We start from the raw sequence: 16,648 nt of genomic DNA, 5'->3' as shown, positions 1-16,648 counted from the left end.
GCGCGCCAGCGGTACGGTGTGCACATGGAGACGGCCTTCGGATCACAGCCCAGCGTGGGGCGGGTGACGATCGCCGATGTCGCACGCGCCGCCGGTGTCTCGATCCCGACGGTGTCGAAGGTGATCAACAACCGTGACGGTGTCGCGGCGGCCACCATGCTCCGCGTGCAGCAGGTCGTGGACGAACTCGGCTACGAGACCTCCCTGGTCGCCAGGAGCCTGCGGAGTTCACGGACGGGGGTCGTCGGCATCCTCGTGCCGGAGTTCGAGCCGTTCTCGACCGAGCTCCTCCGCGGCATCTCCCGCGCGGCCTCCGGCACCGGCTACGAGCTGCTCGCCTACGCCGGCCTGGTCACCGGCGCGGACCAACCGGGCTGGGAACGCCGGTCGCTCTCCCGGCTCTCGGGCACGCTCATCGACGGCGCGATCGTCGTCACCCCGACCACCGCGCTCTCGAGCTCGTCGATCCCGGTCGTCGCCATCGACCCGCACACCGGTCCGGAGGGACACGCCACCGTCGACGCCGACAACGAGGGCGGGGCCCGCAGCGCGGTCGAGCACCTGTTGGCCCTCGGGCACACCCGGATCGCGCACGTGCACGGTCGTGCCGACCTGGCGTCCGCCCAACTCCGCGAGGCCGGGTACCGACAGGCCCTGCGTGACGCCGGCATCACGGTCGACGAGCGCCTGGTCCGTGCCGGTGGCTACCAGGAGGACCAGTCCGCCGAGGTCGCCCGCACACTCCTCGCCGAACCGGACCGCCCCACCGCGGTCTTCGCGGCGAACGACTCCTCGGCGGTCGGTGTGCTCCGTGCCGCGGCCGAACTCGGCCTCCGCGTCCCGGAGGACTTGTCCGTCGTCGGCTTCGACGACGTCCCGCAGGCCTCGATGACCACGCCGCCGCTCACCACGGTGGCGCAGCCGCTCACCGAGCTCGGCGGCCGGGCCGTCGCGATGCTCCTGACCATGCTGCGCGGGGAGCCGACGTCGGCCCACGTGCGGCTCGCCACGACGCTCCGCGTGCGGCAGAGCACGGCCGTGGTGCCCACCGACACCCGGCGCTGAGGGCGCCACCGGGCCGACCCCGGCCCGGCCACGGCTCGGCCATGGATCGCCGGGAGGCGCGTGACGGCGGCGTTCCGAGCCTCCCGTCCGACTCGTGGCCGGCCCGACCAGCCCGTCAGCGCCGCAGCGTCTGCTTCGGGTACTCCCCGAACCGCTCGTGGTACGCCGCCGAGAACCGACCGAGGTGCGCGAAGCCCCACCGTCGGGCGACGTCGCCGACGGCCCCGGCGGACGGGTCGAGCATGAGGAGCTCGTCGCGGACCCGGTCCAACCGGACCTGTCGCAGGTAGGTCAGCGGCGAGACGTCGAAGACCCGCCGGAACGACTCCTGCACCGACCGGACGCTCAGCCCGGCGACCGCGGACAGCTCCGCGACGGTGACGTCCTCGGCAGCGTGCGCGTGCACGTGCTCGACCGCCGCGCGGAGACGAGCGTTCTTCGCCAGCCCGAGCACGGCCGGCAGCCGGTCGAGCTGCGGCGGGAACATGTCGAGGAACACCTGCACGGCAGCCGTCTTGGCAGCGTCCCACTCGGCGGACTCGGGGCCGGCCGACCGCAGCGCGCGGGTCAGGGCGGCCAGGGCTCCCTGCCACGGCCGGAGCGCCTCGGGCACGGGCGCGCGGCGCGGGTCGAAGCGCAGGGGTCGGTCGTCGAGCGCGAACCGGACGGCCGCGATGCGCTGCACGAAGTCCCGGTCCAGGTGGACGAAGCGCTGGTCGGAATCGGTCACGGCGAAGACGACCTCGCAGCCGGCCGGCACGAGCATCGGCTCGTCGACCGGCAGGTCGACGCGGATCCCGTCGACGTCGAAGTCCCCCGAACCGTCGGTCATCCACGTCACGACGTGGTCGTCGCTCGGCGGCACCACCCCACGCATCAACCCGTGCATCTGGGAGCGCCGGATCGTCAGGTCGGTGTCGCCGATGGCCGTGTACCGGTACCCGAACTCGGCAGCGGTCCGACGCGCCAGGAGGTGGCGACCGTCGTACACCCCGCCGAGGTCACGGACCGCACCGTCCGGGTCGGCGCCGGCGTACTCGAAGCGGACCGGCTCGACATCGTCGGCTTGGGCGGGGAACGGGATCGTCTCAGCCACGGGACGCGGCCTTCCGCCCGGTTGTCCGGATGACGAACACCCGTTCGTTATGTGGATACGGTTGAGGGATGACGGCAGCGTAGGGTTTGCCCGAGTCGAGGCGCACCGAGGGGGCGACCGAATGAGCGAGATCGACCTGACCGCGGCGCTGACCCGCCTGGAGACGGCCATGAGCGCGCTCCGACACCGTCTGCGCGACCGCCTCGGTGTCACGGGCGCGGACCTCACCGTGCTGCAGTTCGTGGCGCGGGCCGAGGCCACCGAACGCCAGGTCCGGGTGAAGGACCTCGCGACGCACCTCGGACTGAGCGGACCGGCCGTGACCGGGACCGTCGACCGCCTGGAGCGAGCCGGACACCTCTGTCGCGTCCCGAACCCCGACGACGGACGCAGCCGCTTCATCGAGCTGAGCGAGGACACCCGCCGCGACTACGCCGCCGCGATGGACAGCACCACCGAGCATCTGCACGAGCTGTTGTCCTCCTTCTCCGAGCGCGAACGAGTGAAGTACGTCCGTGTCATCGACCGCGTCATCGCGGCCCTCGACTACGGCGCCCCCAACTCCTGACGGCAGGCTACGGGCGGGCGGGCGCACCCTCCGGCGGTTTGTCCAACAAGCGCAGTTAGGTAACTTCCCTACCTATCTTGCCGGACGCCGACCCGTCCCGTCCGTAGCGTCGACCCCGAACACCCCCGATCGGGGGCCGGAGCACGGGGAGGAACCCATGGGCCAGTACGAATCGCAACCGGGCATCGACCCGGTGCGCATCGAGACGTTCCGTCGGATGCGCAAGCAGTGGAAGTTCGGTGAGCTGCAGGACGGCACCGGACTCTACGAGGACTTCTTCACCGACACCGCGCGGGACCCGCGGCGCCACTGATCACGTGACCGCGGTCGCTCGACGCGGCCGGATGACGGACTGGAGGCTCGTGGCGACCCCGCCGCGGGCCTCCCGTCCGTCACGGGCCGCGGTGCGGTTCGGTGGGAGCCTCGGCCGTGGACTCGGCGGAGCGCAGCACGCAGGGCAGCAGGAAGTGCGGGAGTTCGACGCTCGTGCCGTCGAGCTGGTCGATGAGCGCGTCGGCCGCGCGGGTGCCGAGTTCGCGACCCGGGGCCACCATGGTGGACAGCCGTGGGTAGTGCTGGTCCCCCGCCGCACCGGATGACGCGATGCTCAGCACGGAGACGTCCTCCGGGATCCGTCGTCCGGCCGCGTACAGGCCCACCAGCAGCCCCGCGGACGAGTCGTCCTTCATGATGAGCACCGCGGAGACGTCCGGCGCGACCTCGAGCAGCTCGCGCGCGGCCTCCCGCCCTCCCTCGCTCCCCGGGCCGGCGTAGACGACCGCGCCCTCGAGCCCGCGGTCGACCATCGCGCGCTCGAAGGTGCTCTGCGCGCGGAGGTGCGGCGCGTAGCCCGCCATCGGGGTGTCGTCGAGGTTCTCGAGGACGAACCCGAACCGACGGTGCCCGAGGTCCTCCAGGTGGTCGAGGCTGTCCTCGATCGTCGTCTCGAAGTCGATGTCGACGTACGGCAGGCCGCTGCTGTCCCGCGTCCGGCCGATCAGGGTGAACGGGACGTCGAGGTCGGTGAGCTTGGCGACCCGCGGGTCGTCCATCCGGACCTCCATCAGGATCACGCCGTCGACGAGGCCGCCGGACACGAGGTCGTCGAGGTCGTCCCCCGCCGGGTCGACCGGCCAGAGCACCAGGTGGTAACCGCGCTCCGACGCGCGTTCGGCCGCGCTCATGAAGAAGTCCGACGTCGTCGGGCTGAAGCGGTTGCCGGTCGTCGGGAAGAGCAGGGCGATGATCCGGGTGCGGCGGCTCGCGAGCGCCCGCGCGACGACGTTGTTGCGGAACTTCAGCTCCCGCATCGCGGCGGTGACCCGGGCCGTGGTCGCCGGCGTCACGTACTTGGTGCCGTTCACCACGAAGGACACGGTGGCGATCGAGACGCCGGCCCGGTCGGCGACCTGCTGCATCGTGGCCATGTCGTTCCTTGCTCGGGTGGTGGTGGGTCGCGCTCGGGCGGCACGCGTGCTGCCGCGCGGTCGGGTCCGCCGAGCTCTCTCCACCATAGCTTCCACCCATATGGAGAAAAGCGCTTTACAGGTGAAGCGCTTTTCTGTTAGCTTCTCGCCCCAAGGAACACAGCGACGATGACGTCCGCGGCTTCGTCGATGCGTGCCTGACCATGCACCCGTCAAGAGAAGAGCTACGCAATGAAGCCTAGATTCCCCTCCCCGGCGCGCAGGCTGCGCGCCCTCGTCGGCGCCGTCGCGATGGTCGCCGCGATCCCGCTCGTCCTGACCGGGTGCTCCGGTTCCGGGTCGGCGGCCTCCGGCGGGAAGACCCTCACGATCGAGGACTACTACGCCGCCAGCTACAACCCCGTGTACCAGCAGTGCGCGAAGACGGTCGGTGCGAAGGTCACCATCAACCACGTCGCCGGCGCCGGACTCATCGCCAAGGTGCTGCAGCAGGCCTCCTCGAAGACGCTGCCGGACGTGCTGATGCTCGACAACCCCGACGTCCAGCAGATCGCCTCGTCCGGAGCACTGTCCGACCTGTCGACCTACGGGCTGAACGCGAACGGTGACGTCCCCGGCGTCAAGGCCGCCAACACCTACAAGGGCGCGCTCTACGGGCTGCAGCCGGTCACGAACTCGATCGCGCTCTACTACAACAAGAAGATGCTCGCGGCCGCCGGCGTCCAGCCGCCGAAGACGTGGGACGAACTCCAGGCCGCCGCGAAGAAGCTCACCAGCGGGAAGACCTACGGGTTCGCGATGAGCAACATCAACACCTACGAGGGCACGTGGCAGTTCCTGCCGATGTTCTGGTCGAACGGTGGCGACGAGAAGAACATCGCCACGGCGGAGGCCGCGCAGGCACTCCAGTTCGTCGAGAAGCTGCAGAGCGACGGCTCGTTGTCGAAGAGCTCGATCAACTGGGCGCAGGCGGACGTGAACAGCCAGTTCATCGCCGGCAAGGCAGCCATGATGATCAACGGCCCGTGGCAGCTCCCCCTGCTGAACGCCGCCAAGGGCCTGGAGTTCGACAGCGTCCCGATCCCGACCCGGACCGGCGGCGCGACCGTCGCACCGCTCGGCGGCGAGGCGTTCACCGTCCCGCAGACGGGCAACAAGGACACCATGCAGCTCGCCGGCAAGTTCGTCGGGTGCCTCAACACCGTGAAGATGCAGAACGTCATCGCCGGGGTCACGGGCAACGTGCCGACGAACATCGACGCCGGCGCCACCTGGGCGAAGAGCCACCCGCAGGTCGCCTCGTTCGTCACGACCGTGCAGACGGCCCGTGCCCGGACCGGGGAGCTCGGACCCGACTGGCCCAAGGCCGCCACGAAGATCTACACCGCCGTGCAGCTCGCCCTCACCGGCAAGGCCGACCCGGAGGCAGCGCTCAAGCAGGCGCAGTCGCAGAGCCAGTAGCAACACCGGGAGCCGGCCGTCCGGCCGGCTCCCCCCGGCGGTGAAGGAGAGGAACCGGCGTGAGCGCCTCAACACAGACCCGGCCACGGACGTCCCTGCCCGTGACCCCACCACCACGACCCGGCCAACGCCGGGCCCGGCGACGGGCCGCGGCCACCAGGTGGTTGTTCGTCGTCCCGGCCGCGGTGTTCGTGGCCCTGTTCTTCGGCTACCCCGTGGCGAAGAACATCGTGATGTCCTTCCAGGACTACACGACCAAGACGTTCTTCACGGGTGAGGCCCCCTGGGTCGGGCTCGGCAACTACATCTCGGTGTTCCAGAGCTCGGTCTTCGCGACGAGCGTCGTGAACACGGCGCTGTTCACCGCCGGGTCGATCATCCTGCAGTTCGTCATCGGCCTCGCCCTCGCGCTGTTCTTCCGGCGGCACTTCCCGCTCTCGGGGTTCCTGCGCGGGCTGCTGCTCCTGCCGTGGCTCCTGCCGCTCATCGCCTCGAGCGCGGTGTGGAAGTGGCTGCTCGACCAGGACAGCGGCGCGCTGAACCAGCTGCTCGGTGTCGTGGGCATCGCCCCGGTGCCGTGGCTGGTCAGCCCGAGCCTGGCCCTGATCGCCGTGATCGGCGTCAACGTGTGGCTCGGCATCCCGTTCAACACGACCATCCTCTACAGCGGCCTGCAGTCCGTGCCGCCGGAGCTGTACGAGGCCGCCTCGCTCGACGGCGCCACCGGGTTCAAGGCCTTCCGGTACATCACCTGGCCGAGCATCCGGTCGGTGGTCAGCGTCGTGATCGTGCTCGGGGTCGTCTACACCCTGAAGGTCGTCGACATCATCCTCGGGCTCACCGGCGGAGGACCGGCGAACTCGACGCAGACCCTGGCGACCAACGCGTACCACCAGTCCTTCATCAACTTCCAGTTCGGCATCGGAGCCGCGGTGAGCAACGTGCTCATCGTCGTCTCGTTCGTCTTCGCGATGGTGTACATCGCGATCTCCAGGAAGGCGGTCGACGAATGAGCGTCGGACTCGCGAACCAGACCGTCACCGCCACCCGCGCGATCACGACCCGGCGGAGCACGAAGGCCCCCCGGCCGCGCGGCAGCGTCAAGGGCATCCCGCTGACGATCCTCGGCATCGTGTTCCTGGCGATCATGGTGTTCCCCGTCTACTGGATGGTGAACACGAGCCTGCAGGCGACCTCGGGCGCGGCCACGGCGACGTGGTTCCCGTTCAGCCCGACCTTCGCCGGGTACCAGGCGGCGTTCGAGCAACAGGGGCAGAACTTCGTCTCGAGCATGATCATCGGGCTGGGGACCGTCGTGCTCACCCTGCTCGTCGCGACACCGGCCGCGTACGGACTCGCCCGGTTCCGGATGCGCGGCACGCGGGTCTTCCTGCTCGTGCTGCTCATCACGCAGATGATCCCGGCGATCGTCATCGCGAACGCCCTGTACACGTTGTTCAACTCCGTCGGACTGCTCAACAGCTACATCGGGCTGATCCTGGCGGACAGCGCCGTCCAGGTCCCCTTCGCGATCCTGCTCATGCGGGCGTTCATGGAGTCGATCCCGCCGAGCCTGGTCGAGGCCGCCCTGGTCGACGGGGCGAGCGACTTCCGGGCGTTCGTGTCGATCGTCGTCCCGATCAGCCGGAACGCCATCGTCACGGCGGCGCTGTTCACGTTCCTCGGGGCGTGGGGCGACTTCCTCATCGCGCTCACCCTGACGTCGACGACCGCGGTCCGGCCCATCACCCTCGGCATCTACAACTACATCGGGTCGAACGTGACCGACTGGGGTCCGGTGATGGCGACGTCGGTCCTGGCGTCCCTCCCGGCGGCCGTGCTCCTGATCTTCGCCCAGCGGTACATCTCGGCGGGCGCCCTCGGCGGAGCGGTGAAGTGACCGCGCTCGAGAGCGCGCCGGACCCACCGCGCCGGAGGCCGCGCCGGACCCGCCGCAGGACGGCGCCGAACGAACCGATCACACCAGGAACCACCCCGAACAGGGAAGAAGAACCAACGACATGAGCGACACCACCACCCGCTTGCGCATCACCGTCTGGGGCGAGAACGTCCACGAGCAGGTCGAGCAGCACGTCGCCGAGCGCTACCCCGAGGGCATGCACGGCGCGATCGCCGCGGGCATCCGCGAACACCTGCCGGACGCCGTCGTCCGCACCGTCACGATGCAGGACCCCGAGCACGGGCTGACCGACGAGGTCCTCGCCGAGACGGACGTCCTGACGTGGTGGGGCCACGCGGCGCACCAGGACGTCGACGACGCCGTCGTGGACCGCGTGCACAAGCACGTGCTCTCCGGCATGGGCCTCATCGTGCTGCACTCCGGCCACTGGTCGAAGATCTTCGGCAAGCTCATGGGCACGACGTGCACGCTGCGCTGGCGGAGCGAGCACGACCAGGAACTCGTCTGGACCGTGAACCCCCAGCACCCGATCACGCGCGGCGTCCCGAACCCCATCGTCATCCCGGAACAGGAGATGTACGGCGAGTACTTCGACGTCCCGACCCCCGACGAGCTCGTCTTCATCTCGGGCTTCACCGGCGGCGAGGTGTTCCGGAGCGGCATGACGTACCGCCGCGGCTTCGGGAAGATCTTCTACTTCTCCCCCGGTGACCAGGACTTCCCCGTCTACCACCACCCCGACGTCCGCCGCGTGATCGCGAACGCCACCGAGTGGGCACGGCCCGAACGCGAGCGCGAGATCCCGACGCTCCGCCGCTACGAGCTGGGTGAGTACTTCGACGGGCAGCACTACCGCGGCCCGTTCGACGACGCACCCGTGGACGAGCCCGCAGCAGCCGGGGCGCAAGCGTGACCGCCCTGCGCGTCGTGCAGGTCGGCGCGGGCGGGATGGGCCGCGCGTGGCTCAGCACCGTCGCCGCCGACCCGGACGTCGAGCTCGTCGGCATCGTCGACCTCGACCTCGACGCCGCGCGCGCCGGAGCCGAACTCGCCGGCGACGCGTCGATCCCGGTCGGTCGGGACCTCACCGCCCTCGCCCGCGAGACCGGCGCCGAGGCGGTGCTCGACATCACCGTCCCGGTCGCGCACCACCCGGTGACGCTCGAGGCCCTGCACGCCGGGCTGCCGGTCCTGGGTGAGAAGCCCGCCGCGCAGACCGTCGCCGAGGCGCTGTCCCTCGCCGCCGCGGCCGAGGCGACCGGCCAGCTGTTCATGGTGTCCCAGTCACGGCGCTACAACGACCAGCTCGTCGCGTTCCGGCAGCACGTCCGTGGGCTCGGCGCCCTGGGCGGGCTGAACACCCGCTTCGCGAAGGCCCCGCACTTCGGCGGCTTCCGCGAGGCGATGGACGACGTCCTGCTCCTCGACATGGCGATCCACGCGTTCGACTCCGCCCGCTACGTGCTGGAACGCGATCCGGTGTCGGTGTACTGCGAGTCCTGGAACCCGTCGTGGTCCTGGTACCGCGGAGACGCCGCCGCTGCCGCCGTGTTCACGTTCGAGGACGACGTCCGGTACGTCTACGACGGCTCGTGGTGCGCTCCGGGTGCGGAGACCTCGTGGAACGGCGACTGGCGCGCCTCGGGTGCGGCGGGCACGGCACTGTGGGACGGCGACCACGACCCGTCGAGCGACCTCGACGGCGTGCCCGGGGCGCCGGCCGACGCGACGAGCGTCGGCAACGAGATCGCGGGTTCACTGGCCGCGTTCGTGCACGCGGTCCGCTCGGGTGAGGTCCCGGACGGCGAGGTGCACGGCAACGTGATGAGCCTGACGATGGTGGAGGCGGCGATCGCCTCCGCCCGGAGCGGTCGACGGATCGTCATCGACGAGGTCCTCGAAGCGGCTCACGCCGAGGCGCTCCGCGCCGAGCGGCACGACGCGGTCCGGGAACGGCTCGCGGCGTGGGCATCGGTGCGCGCGGCGCTCGCGCCCGCCGCCGCGCCCGTCTCCGGGTAACAGGCCGACGACCCGACTGACGACGGACTGGAGGCGCGGTGCCAGCTGGCACCGCGCCTCCAGTCCGTCTGCGCCAGCAGCGTCAGCGTCAGCGCGGGATGATCGAGAACAGGAAGCGCTTCCGCACCATGTACCACGCGAGCAGGATCAGCAGCGAGTGGGTGGCGAAGCCGATCCAGAAGTCGTTCCAGTCCAACCCCGGGATCGACGCGATCGCGAGCGCGAAGAAGACCTGCCAGACGAAGACGTAGAGACTCGCCTGCCCGATCGGGATCCACAGCCAGCCGATGACCCCGGCGATCGGCTTCCAGAACACCGTGAGGATCGCGTACGACACGATCGCGAAGAACGCGATGTCGACCAGACGCCCCCACTGCAGGTCGACCCGCTGGTAGGCGTTGTTGTAGAGCGTCTCGTACAGGCCGGACGGGAACGGCGCCGGGGTGAACCCGAAGTGGTGGCCGGCCCACACGTACACCAGGAACAGGGCGTACCCGCCGATCCCGACCCCGATGAGCACCTTGCCGAGCCGTCCGGTCAGCGCACCCACGATCTGCCGCCGGTAGTACCCGAGGACGAGTCCGTGCGTGAAGACCACCTGCCAGGTGAGGAGCGGGAAGACGGCCTCGAACTGCGAGTTGAGCGGACGGAACGCCGGGTTGAGCGCCTGGAACACGTACAGCGCCCAGCTCACGATGAGCAGCGCCCACCAGAACCCCCGCCGGATCACCCACATGAACGCGGGGATCAACAGGCTCAGCACCACGAACAACCCCATGATGTTGAACGGCCACGGGCCCATCTCGAGCAGCAGGAACTGCCGGATCGCGTACCAGGGCGGCGGGTACGCGAGCAGTTGAACGGCGTTCGGGTACAGGTCGTAGACCCGACCCTCGGCGCTGACACCGCCGGTGCCCGTCCCCCGGTCGGTGAAGGTCGTGATCGCGTCGGTGTGCAGGAACGGGATGAAGCTCATCGCGAAGACCACCGCGATCACCCCGAGGGTGACGAGGTACTGCTTCCGGGCGCGCTTCCACGCACCGACCGCAGCGGCCCACTCGCCGAACTTCTTGATCGCGAACGGGTACGTCATGCCGAGGACCATCCCGGACAGGAACACGAACATCTCCGCGCCCGTGATCGCACCGACGGCGTGCAGCGTGAGGTACGAGTACGGGCCACCGATCTCGATGTGCGTGATCACCACGGCCAGGATGATGAACCCGCGGAACAGGTCGAGACGCAGGTCGCGCCCCGGCTTCCCGTCGTCGGGGTAGCGCCAGCTCGGGATGAGCCGGCCGACCAGCCCGCTGAGCAGGAACACCGCGGCCAGGCCGGCCGCGCACCAGACGATCCACGCCATCTGGTCGCCGCCGGTGTCGTACTGCTGGTTCGTCGCCGCCGCGCCGTCCTTCGCGGTCACCCGCTCGGTCACCGGACCGAACACGAACCGGTCCGCCTGCCGCAGGTCGGCGCGGAAGGCGTGCGCGATCGCCGGCACCCCGGTGAGCCGCCAGTCGACGATGCGGTTGCCGGCCTCGGGTTCACGCCGATGCGCCTCGATGATCGTGATGCCCTGGACGAGCGGCTTGTCCCGCACGGCCGCGATGACCTGCCGCCACCAGCCCTGCTCGACCTGCAGCTGGTCGGCACCGCGCAACGAGGGGTCGTACAGCGCACCGGTGTCCAGGAGCATCGGCAGGTCCTCGCCGGCGGCGAACCGGTCGTAGAACGTGCCCTCGGGCTGCCGTCGCTGGTACCCCCAGGTCTCGTCGAAGCGCGATTGGACCTCGCCGGCGGCCGGGACCTCGTTGCGGGAGAGGGACACCTCGCTGCCGGCTGCCTGCGTGGCCTTGCCCTTGCCGAACGAGAACATCGACAGACCCACCCAGTCGACGCTCGACGCCCCTGGCCAGTACGGCGCGTACGGGTCGTCCGCCGCGGTGAGCTGCCCGTCACCGTTCGTGTCGAGCCTGGCCACGTCGGCGGCGGACAGGTCGCGCAGCCGCCCGGCCGAGTCACCGAACGGGTACCCGGCGCCGTAGGAGGGCGCCCACACCATGGCGGCCTTCGAGGTGCCGGCGTGCACGGTCGACGCCAACCCGCGGAAGGCCCGGAGGAACTGCGTCGGCTGCTGCCCCCACCGCACCCACGTGCCGTTCATCTGCGGCGCGAAGCGGACGAGGACGGTGGTGTCGTACTGCGCGTGCAGCTGCTCGAACAGGTGGTTCGCGCGACGGGCGTCGGCAGCGGTGAGACTGCCGAGGGACACGCTCGGCTCCAGGCTGACCGTGAGCACCGCGCCCTGGGTCGCAGCGGCACGGGCGGACCGGAGCAGCTGCCGCTCCGCAGTGCGGTCGACCGGGTAGCCGATCTCGACGCCGTAGATCGACGGGACCGCCCCCAGCCGTCCGGCGTACCCGTCGGGAGCGTCCGCACCCCAGTCGAGGTCCGGACCGAACCACGTCGTCCCCGCGCTGGGCCGGTCGGAAGGAGACCCGGCGGCCGCAGCGGAAGCCGGCAGCACGCCACCCAGGACCAGGCTCGCGATGGCGACGAGGAGTGCGACCGCTCGGACCGTGCGGCGCCTCAACGGGCGCACGCAAGCGTCCAGATGTTCCGTCCGCCCTCGTGCCGGTGCTCCAGCCGGTCGAGCGCGGCGATCGCCAGCGCGAGACCGCGTCCGCTCTCTTCGTGCACGTCCGCCATCGTCACCGCGCTGAGGTCGACGTCGACAGGCCGACCGTTGTCGCTGAGCACGGCGATGAGTTCGTGTTCGGTCGCGTCGAGCTCGACCGTGTAGCGCCGTCCGGCTTCGCGGTCGGTCCGGAGGGTGTGCTCGACGATGTTCGCCGCGACCTCGGCCAACGCGGTTTCGAGGCCGAAGCGGAGCCGCACGTCGTCGATGCCGAGTCCGTCCCACCACGCGGCGAAGCGGTCCTGGACCTCGTCCAGAGACCCGACGGTCGCGGCGATCTCGAACGACGTGCGTGCGGCGGTCACAGTGGTCCTCCTGCGGTGCTCGATACGTGCTCGGACTGGACGTCCACGGGTCCCCGGTAGCGGACGGCCCGGATCACGATGCTGAAGATGAACAGGTCGAAGACGACCCAGGCGGTGTTCACGAGGGGCGCGATGCCCGACGCCTGCCCGGACAGGTACCGGATGCCGATCATGACCAGGGCGGCGGCGAGCGCACCCATCGCGTACAGCTGCGGTTTCACGAGGTCCCAGCGGGGCTTCTGCTCGGTCCTGTCGCGCACCTTGGGCGTGACCCGGAACCCCAGGGGCTTGCCCCGGAAGACGTTCTCGAACGCACTGGTGACGGCTTCGATCCAGACCGGGAAGAGCGCGAGCGAGTACTGCTGCCCCCGCCAGGTGGGGCGGCCGGCCGCGACCACCCAGAACAGCAGCTGGTTGAGGATGAGGAACGGGATGAGGCGGGCGAAGAAGTCGACGCTGTACGCCTGGACCGGGATGACCCCGAACGACAGGCAGAGGACCGGTGCCGCGATGTAGACGATCGCCGCGAAGCCGGACAGGTAGCTCCACATGGTCGAGAAGTACATCAGGCGCTGCCCCCAGGACAGGCCCTTCTGCAGGAGCGGGTTCTCGCGGAAGAACACCTGCATGGTGCCCTGTGCCCACCGGAGCCGTTGCACGAGCATGGTCGGCAGGTCCTCCGGGGCGAGCCCGACCGCCAGGATCTCGTCGTGGTACGCCGACTTCCACCCGAGGCCGTGCAGGCGCATCGCGGTGGCCATGTCCTCGGTCACGGAGATGGTCGCCAGCGGCATGATCGGCTGCGCTTCGTCGTCACGGTTGACGTCGAGGGCCCTGGCGAGCACGGCGATGGCCTCGATCGCTGCCACCGGCGAGGCGTCGCGCCGCCCCAGGACGTCGAGCGCGGCGTCGTCGAGACCGGCGAACGTGTCGGGCTCGGTGGACATCGCGGCGAGCTCCTGCAGGTCCTGTCGCACCGACGCCAGGTCGTCCGCGGCGAAGCGGTAGGAGATCGCATCGATGCCGCGCTGGAAGTGGAAGGTGACGTCACCGAGCGGTTCGCCGGCCGCGACCTGGTCGCGCGCGTGGTCGACGACCGCTGCTGCTTCGTCGAGGGCGGCGAGCACCCGCGGGTCCGTCTCGGTCTCGCGCGCTCGGCCGAGCAGCGTCCGGGACGTCTTGATCGTGCGCTGCACGGACGCCTCGACTTCGCGTACGTAACGTGTCACACCGAGCTGCATCAGGGCTTCCCGCCGGAGGATAGCGTTCGACCCGCAGAAGAACGCGGCGTTCCAGCCGTCCTTCGACTGCTGGATCGGCCCGTAGAACAGGGGCGCCTGGCTGCCGAGGAGGTCCGCTGCGGAGACGTTCTCGAACCACTGCGGCGTCTGCACGAGGGCCATCCGCGGGTCCTTGAAGTAGCCGAGCGTGCGGTCGAGGATCTCCGGTTCCGGGACCTGGTCGGCGTCGAGGATGAGCAGGAACTCGCCCTGGGTCGCGAGCAGGGCGTTGTTGAGGTTGCCCGCCTTCGCGTGCCGCGGGCGGTCCACCCAGTCCGCACCCCGGGTGATGACGCCGACCCCGAGCGCGTCGGCCGCTGCGCGCATCTCGGGGCGGTTCCCGTCGTCGAGGATCCACGTCGTGTGCGGGTGCGTGATCGCCTTGGCGGCACGCGCGGTCCGCTCGACCATCTCGACGGGCTCGTTGTAGGTCGTGATGAAGACGTCCACCGTGACATCGGAACCCGGCTTCGTGGGGGGCTCGCCGCGTTCCCGCAGTCGCCAGGCCCCGAGCGCGAAGAGCAGCGAGTCGATGACGCTGTACGTCTCGGCCAGGATGAGCGGGACGGCGATCCACCACGAGTGCCAGTTCACCGAGGCGGTCCAGCGCCAGACGATGTAGTCCAGGCCCGCGAGCGACGCGAGGAGTGCCGCGACGCGCACGGTGACGAGGCGCCGACGGGACGTGCCGGTGGTGAGCCGACGGCGGTCCTGTCGGGTGACGTCGAGCGCGGTCATCGACACCCTTCCTGATGGTCGCGCCCTGGTGGGTGGGCACGTACAGGATTGTCTACCGCAGCGGGGGCCTCCGTGTCAGCGCCGCGCCCCGATCTGGGGACGAACGCCGAGTACGGACATCGTGGGGAGGACAGCGCTCGGCGACCTCAGGAGCCGACGGCCCCCGAGCGGAGCGCGGGTGCTCCGAAGTCCGCCGCGAAGCCGAGGTCGTCGGCGAGCCGTGCCACGACCTCGTCGAAGTAGGCGTCGCCGTCGGACACCGAGCCCACGGCGTGCCCGAAGAGCTCGAACGACAGCACCCCGAACACCGTCGTCCACGCCATGACCGTCCGGAGCACGACTTCGTCCGGCAGGTCGTCGCCGAACCCCTCGTTCCGCGCCCAGCGTGCAGCGTCGGCCACGGCGGTGGCGACCGCTCCGGGGGCGGTGGCGGGTGCCGACCGGGCGCCCCGCCCGCCGTCGGGATCGTGCCCGCGCCCGTGCCCGTGCCCATCCGCTCGGGCTGCCCAGGCGTCCACGACCACCCGGACGAGCACACGCGTCGTCCGGACCGCGGGCACGATCGTCTCCTGCGGCGCGACGTACCCGGGGACCGGGGAGCCGTAGAGCAGCGCGAAGTCACCGGGGTGCCCGAGCGCCCACGCACGGATCGCACGGCAGGCGGCGACCCACCGTGCTCCCACCGCGCGGCGGTCGTGGCGTGCCTCGGCCGTCTCGACGGCGCTCCCGAGCTCGTCGTAGTCGAGCACGAGGAGCGCCGTCAACAGGTCGTCTCGGCTGGGGAAGTACCGGTACACGGCGGACGACACCATCCCCACGTCACGGGCGACGGCGCGCAGGCTCAGCTGCGCCGGCCCCTCGACGGTCAGTCGCTCACGCGCCGCCGCCAGGATGCTCGCGTGCACGCTGGCGCGCGCGCGTTCCCGCGCCGTGGGTGCCTTCTCCGCCATGAGACCAGCGTGGCACGGGAGAGCAGTGCACACAATCGAGAGCACTGCTCTTGCAATTGGCTCCGATCGCGTCCACACTGAGAGCGAGAGCGGTGCTCTCGCAAACAGCTCTGGAGGAACCATGTCCGATCGTCACGTCGTCGTCGGTGCTGGCCCGGTGGGCCGTGCCGTCGCCACCCGGCTCGTCGACCGCGGTGCCGAGGTCGTCGTCGTCACCCGCTCCGGCCGACACACCGGGCTGGACGGGGTGACGCACCTGGCCCTCGACGCGACCGACGCGACGGCCCTCACCCGGGTCGCCGACGGGGCCGCGGCGCTGTACAACTGCGCCAACCCGGGCGACTACACGCAGTGGGACCGGGTCTGGCCGCCGCTCGCCGCCGCGCTGCTCACGGCCGCGGAACGGAGCGGCGCCGTCTACGCGATCACCGGGAACCTGTACCCGTACGGTCCCGTCGACGGCCCGATGCACGAGGGCCTTCCGGACGCCGCCACCGACCACAAGGGCGTCCTCCGCGCGCGGATGTGGGCCGACGCACTGGCCGCCCACACCGCCGGACGACTCCGTGCGGTCGAGGTCCGACCGGCGGACTACGTCGGACCGGGCATCGGCGCGAACGGCCACGTGACCCGGGTCCTCCCGACGGCGCTGCGGGGTGGAGCGGTCACCATGATCGGCCGCACGGACCAGCCCCACAGCTTCACCGACGTGGGCGACGTCGCCCGGACCCTCGTCGCGGCCGCGCTCGACGAGACCGCGCACGGTCGGACGTGGAACGTGCCGTCCAACGCCCCGCGGTCGCAGGCCGAGGCGCTCACGGACATGCTGCGGGTGGCCGGGAAGCCGCCGGTGACGATCCGACGACTGCCGGCGGGGATGATCCGGGCGATGGGCCTGGTCGTGCCGTTCATGCGCGAACTGTCGGAGCTCTCGTACCAGTGGAACGCGCCCTACGTGCTCGACGACTCGGCCGCCCGGGCGCACTTCGGGCTCGAGCCCACCCTCTGGAACGAGGTCTGCGAGCGCACGGTGACCGGCCTGGCGGCCTGAGGGATCGGCCGGCCGGCCTGCGCACGTGCGCCGGGACGGACGGGAGGCTCCCCACCGGGCACGGCCGGA

The 16,648-nt window shown here is 70.7% G+C and carries 15 protein-coding genes; 9 read left to right on the top strand and 6 right to left on the bottom strand.

Annotated features, from left to right (window positions below; all coding sequences use genetic code 11):
* Positions 1 to 24 precede the first annotated feature (24 nt).
* A complete protein-coding gene (locus tag J7E22_RS01885; RefSeq protein ID WP_214978332.1) occupies positions 25 to 1,065 on the top strand; it encodes a LacI family DNA-binding transcriptional regulator in 1,041 nt (346 codons plus the stop codon).
* 115 nt (positions 1,066 to 1,180) lie between these two features.
* On the opposite strand, the gene J7E22_RS18075 is transcribed toward J7E22_RS01885, so the two are convergent.
* Entirely contained in the window at positions 1,181 to 2,161 is a 981-nt protein-coding gene (locus J7E22_RS18075; protein ID WP_214978330.1) for a helix-turn-helix domain-containing protein, read from the bottom strand.
* A gap of 121 nt (positions 2,162 to 2,282) precedes the next feature.
* Here J7E22_RS18075 and J7E22_RS01875 point away from each other — a divergent pair, with 121 nt between their 5' ends.
* Positions 2,283 to 2,729: a MarR family winged helix-turn-helix transcriptional regulator gene (locus J7E22_RS01875; RefSeq protein WP_214978328.1), complete on the top strand. Its 447-nt coding sequence runs from the start codon at positions 2,283 to 2,285 to the stop codon at positions 2,727 to 2,729.
* Between the two features lie 157 nt (positions 2,730 to 2,886).
* Positions 2,887 to 3,042 (top strand): hypothetical protein, encoded by a 156-nt coding sequence (locus tag J7E22_RS01870; RefSeq protein ID WP_214978326.1) that lies wholly within the window; start codon positions 2,887 to 2,889, stop codon positions 3,040 to 3,042.
* Positions 3,043 to 3,121: 79 nt separating this feature from the next.
* Here the strand turns inward: J7E22_RS01870 and J7E22_RS01865 are convergent, their stop codons facing one another.
* Positions 3,122 to 4,156 carry a LacI family DNA-binding transcriptional regulator gene (locus tag J7E22_RS01865; RefSeq protein WP_214978324.1) on the bottom strand — a complete coding sequence of 345 codons (1,035 nt, stop codon included), beginning with the start codon at positions 4,154 to 4,156 and terminating at the stop codon, positions 3,122 to 3,124.
* Positions 4,157 to 4,387: 231 nt separating this feature from the next.
* Here J7E22_RS01865 and J7E22_RS01860 point away from each other — a divergent pair, with 231 nt between their 5' ends.
* From J7E22_RS01860 to J7E22_RS01840, 5 genes are all read left to right on the top strand, one after another.
* A complete protein-coding gene (locus tag J7E22_RS01860; protein WP_251008590.1) occupies positions 4,388 to 5,617 on the top strand; it encodes a sugar ABC transporter substrate-binding protein in 1,230 nt (409 codons plus the stop codon).
* 101 nt (positions 5,618 to 5,718) lie between these two features.
* Positions 5,719 to 6,630 (top strand): carbohydrate ABC transporter permease, encoded by a 912-nt coding sequence (locus tag J7E22_RS01855; protein ID WP_374193247.1) that lies wholly within the window; start codon positions 5,719 to 5,721, stop codon positions 6,628 to 6,630.
* Positions 6,627 to 7,517, top strand: coding sequence for a carbohydrate ABC transporter permease (locus J7E22_RS01850; RefSeq protein ID WP_214978321.1), 891 nt, complete (start codon positions 6,627 to 6,629; stop codon positions 7,515 to 7,517). Before J7E22_RS01855 ends, J7E22_RS01850 begins: the two co-directional genes overlap by 4 nt.
* A 121-nt stretch (positions 7,518 to 7,638) precedes the next feature.
* A complete protein-coding gene (locus tag J7E22_RS01845) occupies positions 7,639 to 8,451 on the top strand; it encodes a ThuA domain-containing protein (protein ID WP_214978318.1) in 813 nt (270 codons plus the stop codon).
* A 5-nt stretch (positions 8,452 to 8,456) separates the two neighbouring features.
* Positions 8,457 to 9,557 (top strand): Gfo/Idh/MocA family protein, encoded by a 1,101-nt coding sequence (locus J7E22_RS01840; RefSeq protein WP_214978741.1) that lies wholly within the window; start codon positions 8,457 to 8,459, stop codon positions 9,555 to 9,557.
* An 88-nt stretch (positions 9,558 to 9,645) separates the two neighbouring features.
* Here the strand turns inward: J7E22_RS01840 and opgC are convergent, their stop codons facing one another.
* The 4 genes from opgC to J7E22_RS01820 form a co-directional block, all read right to left on the bottom strand.
* On the bottom strand, positions 9,646 to 12,150 hold the full coding sequence (opgC, locus tag J7E22_RS01835) for an OpgC domain-containing protein (protein WP_214978316.1): 2,505 nt from the start codon (positions 12,148 to 12,150) through the stop codon (positions 9,646 to 9,648).
* The gene (locus J7E22_RS01830; RefSeq protein WP_214978314.1) at positions 12,147 to 12,560 is read right to left on the bottom strand and encodes an ATP-binding protein; all 414 of its coding nucleotides are present in this window, start codon (positions 12,558 to 12,560) and stop codon (positions 12,147 to 12,149) included. Before J7E22_RS01830 ends, opgC begins: the two co-directional genes overlap by 4 nt.
* Positions 12,557 to 14,578 (bottom strand): glycosyltransferase, encoded by a 2,022-nt coding sequence (locus J7E22_RS01825; protein WP_251008589.1) that lies wholly within the window; start codon positions 14,576 to 14,578, stop codon positions 12,557 to 12,559. Before J7E22_RS01825 ends, J7E22_RS01830 begins: the two co-directional genes overlap by 4 nt.
* A 146-nt stretch (positions 14,579 to 14,724) precedes the next feature.
* Positions 14,725 to 15,528, bottom strand: a complete 804-nt coding sequence (locus J7E22_RS01820) for a TetR/AcrR family transcriptional regulator (RefSeq protein WP_214978312.1) — start codon at positions 15,526 to 15,528, stop codon at positions 14,725 to 14,727.
* 121 nt (positions 15,529 to 15,649) lie between these two features.
* Here J7E22_RS01820 and J7E22_RS01815 point away from each other — a divergent pair, with 121 nt between their 5' ends.
* Positions 15,650 to 16,579 (top strand): NAD-dependent epimerase/dehydratase family protein, encoded by a 930-nt coding sequence (locus tag J7E22_RS01815; protein ID WP_214978310.1) that lies wholly within the window; start codon positions 15,650 to 15,652, stop codon positions 16,577 to 16,579.
* Positions 16,580 to 16,648 lie beyond the last annotated feature (69 nt).

This window comes from Curtobacterium sp. ISL-83, from assembly GCF_018613895.1.
In the GTDB taxonomy this organism is placed as follows: domain Bacteria; phylum Actinomycetota; class Actinomycetes; order Actinomycetales; family Microbacteriaceae; genus Curtobacterium.
Note: the sequence above shows the minus strand (reverse complement) of the source record. Positions and strands in the feature narration are given on the sequence as shown.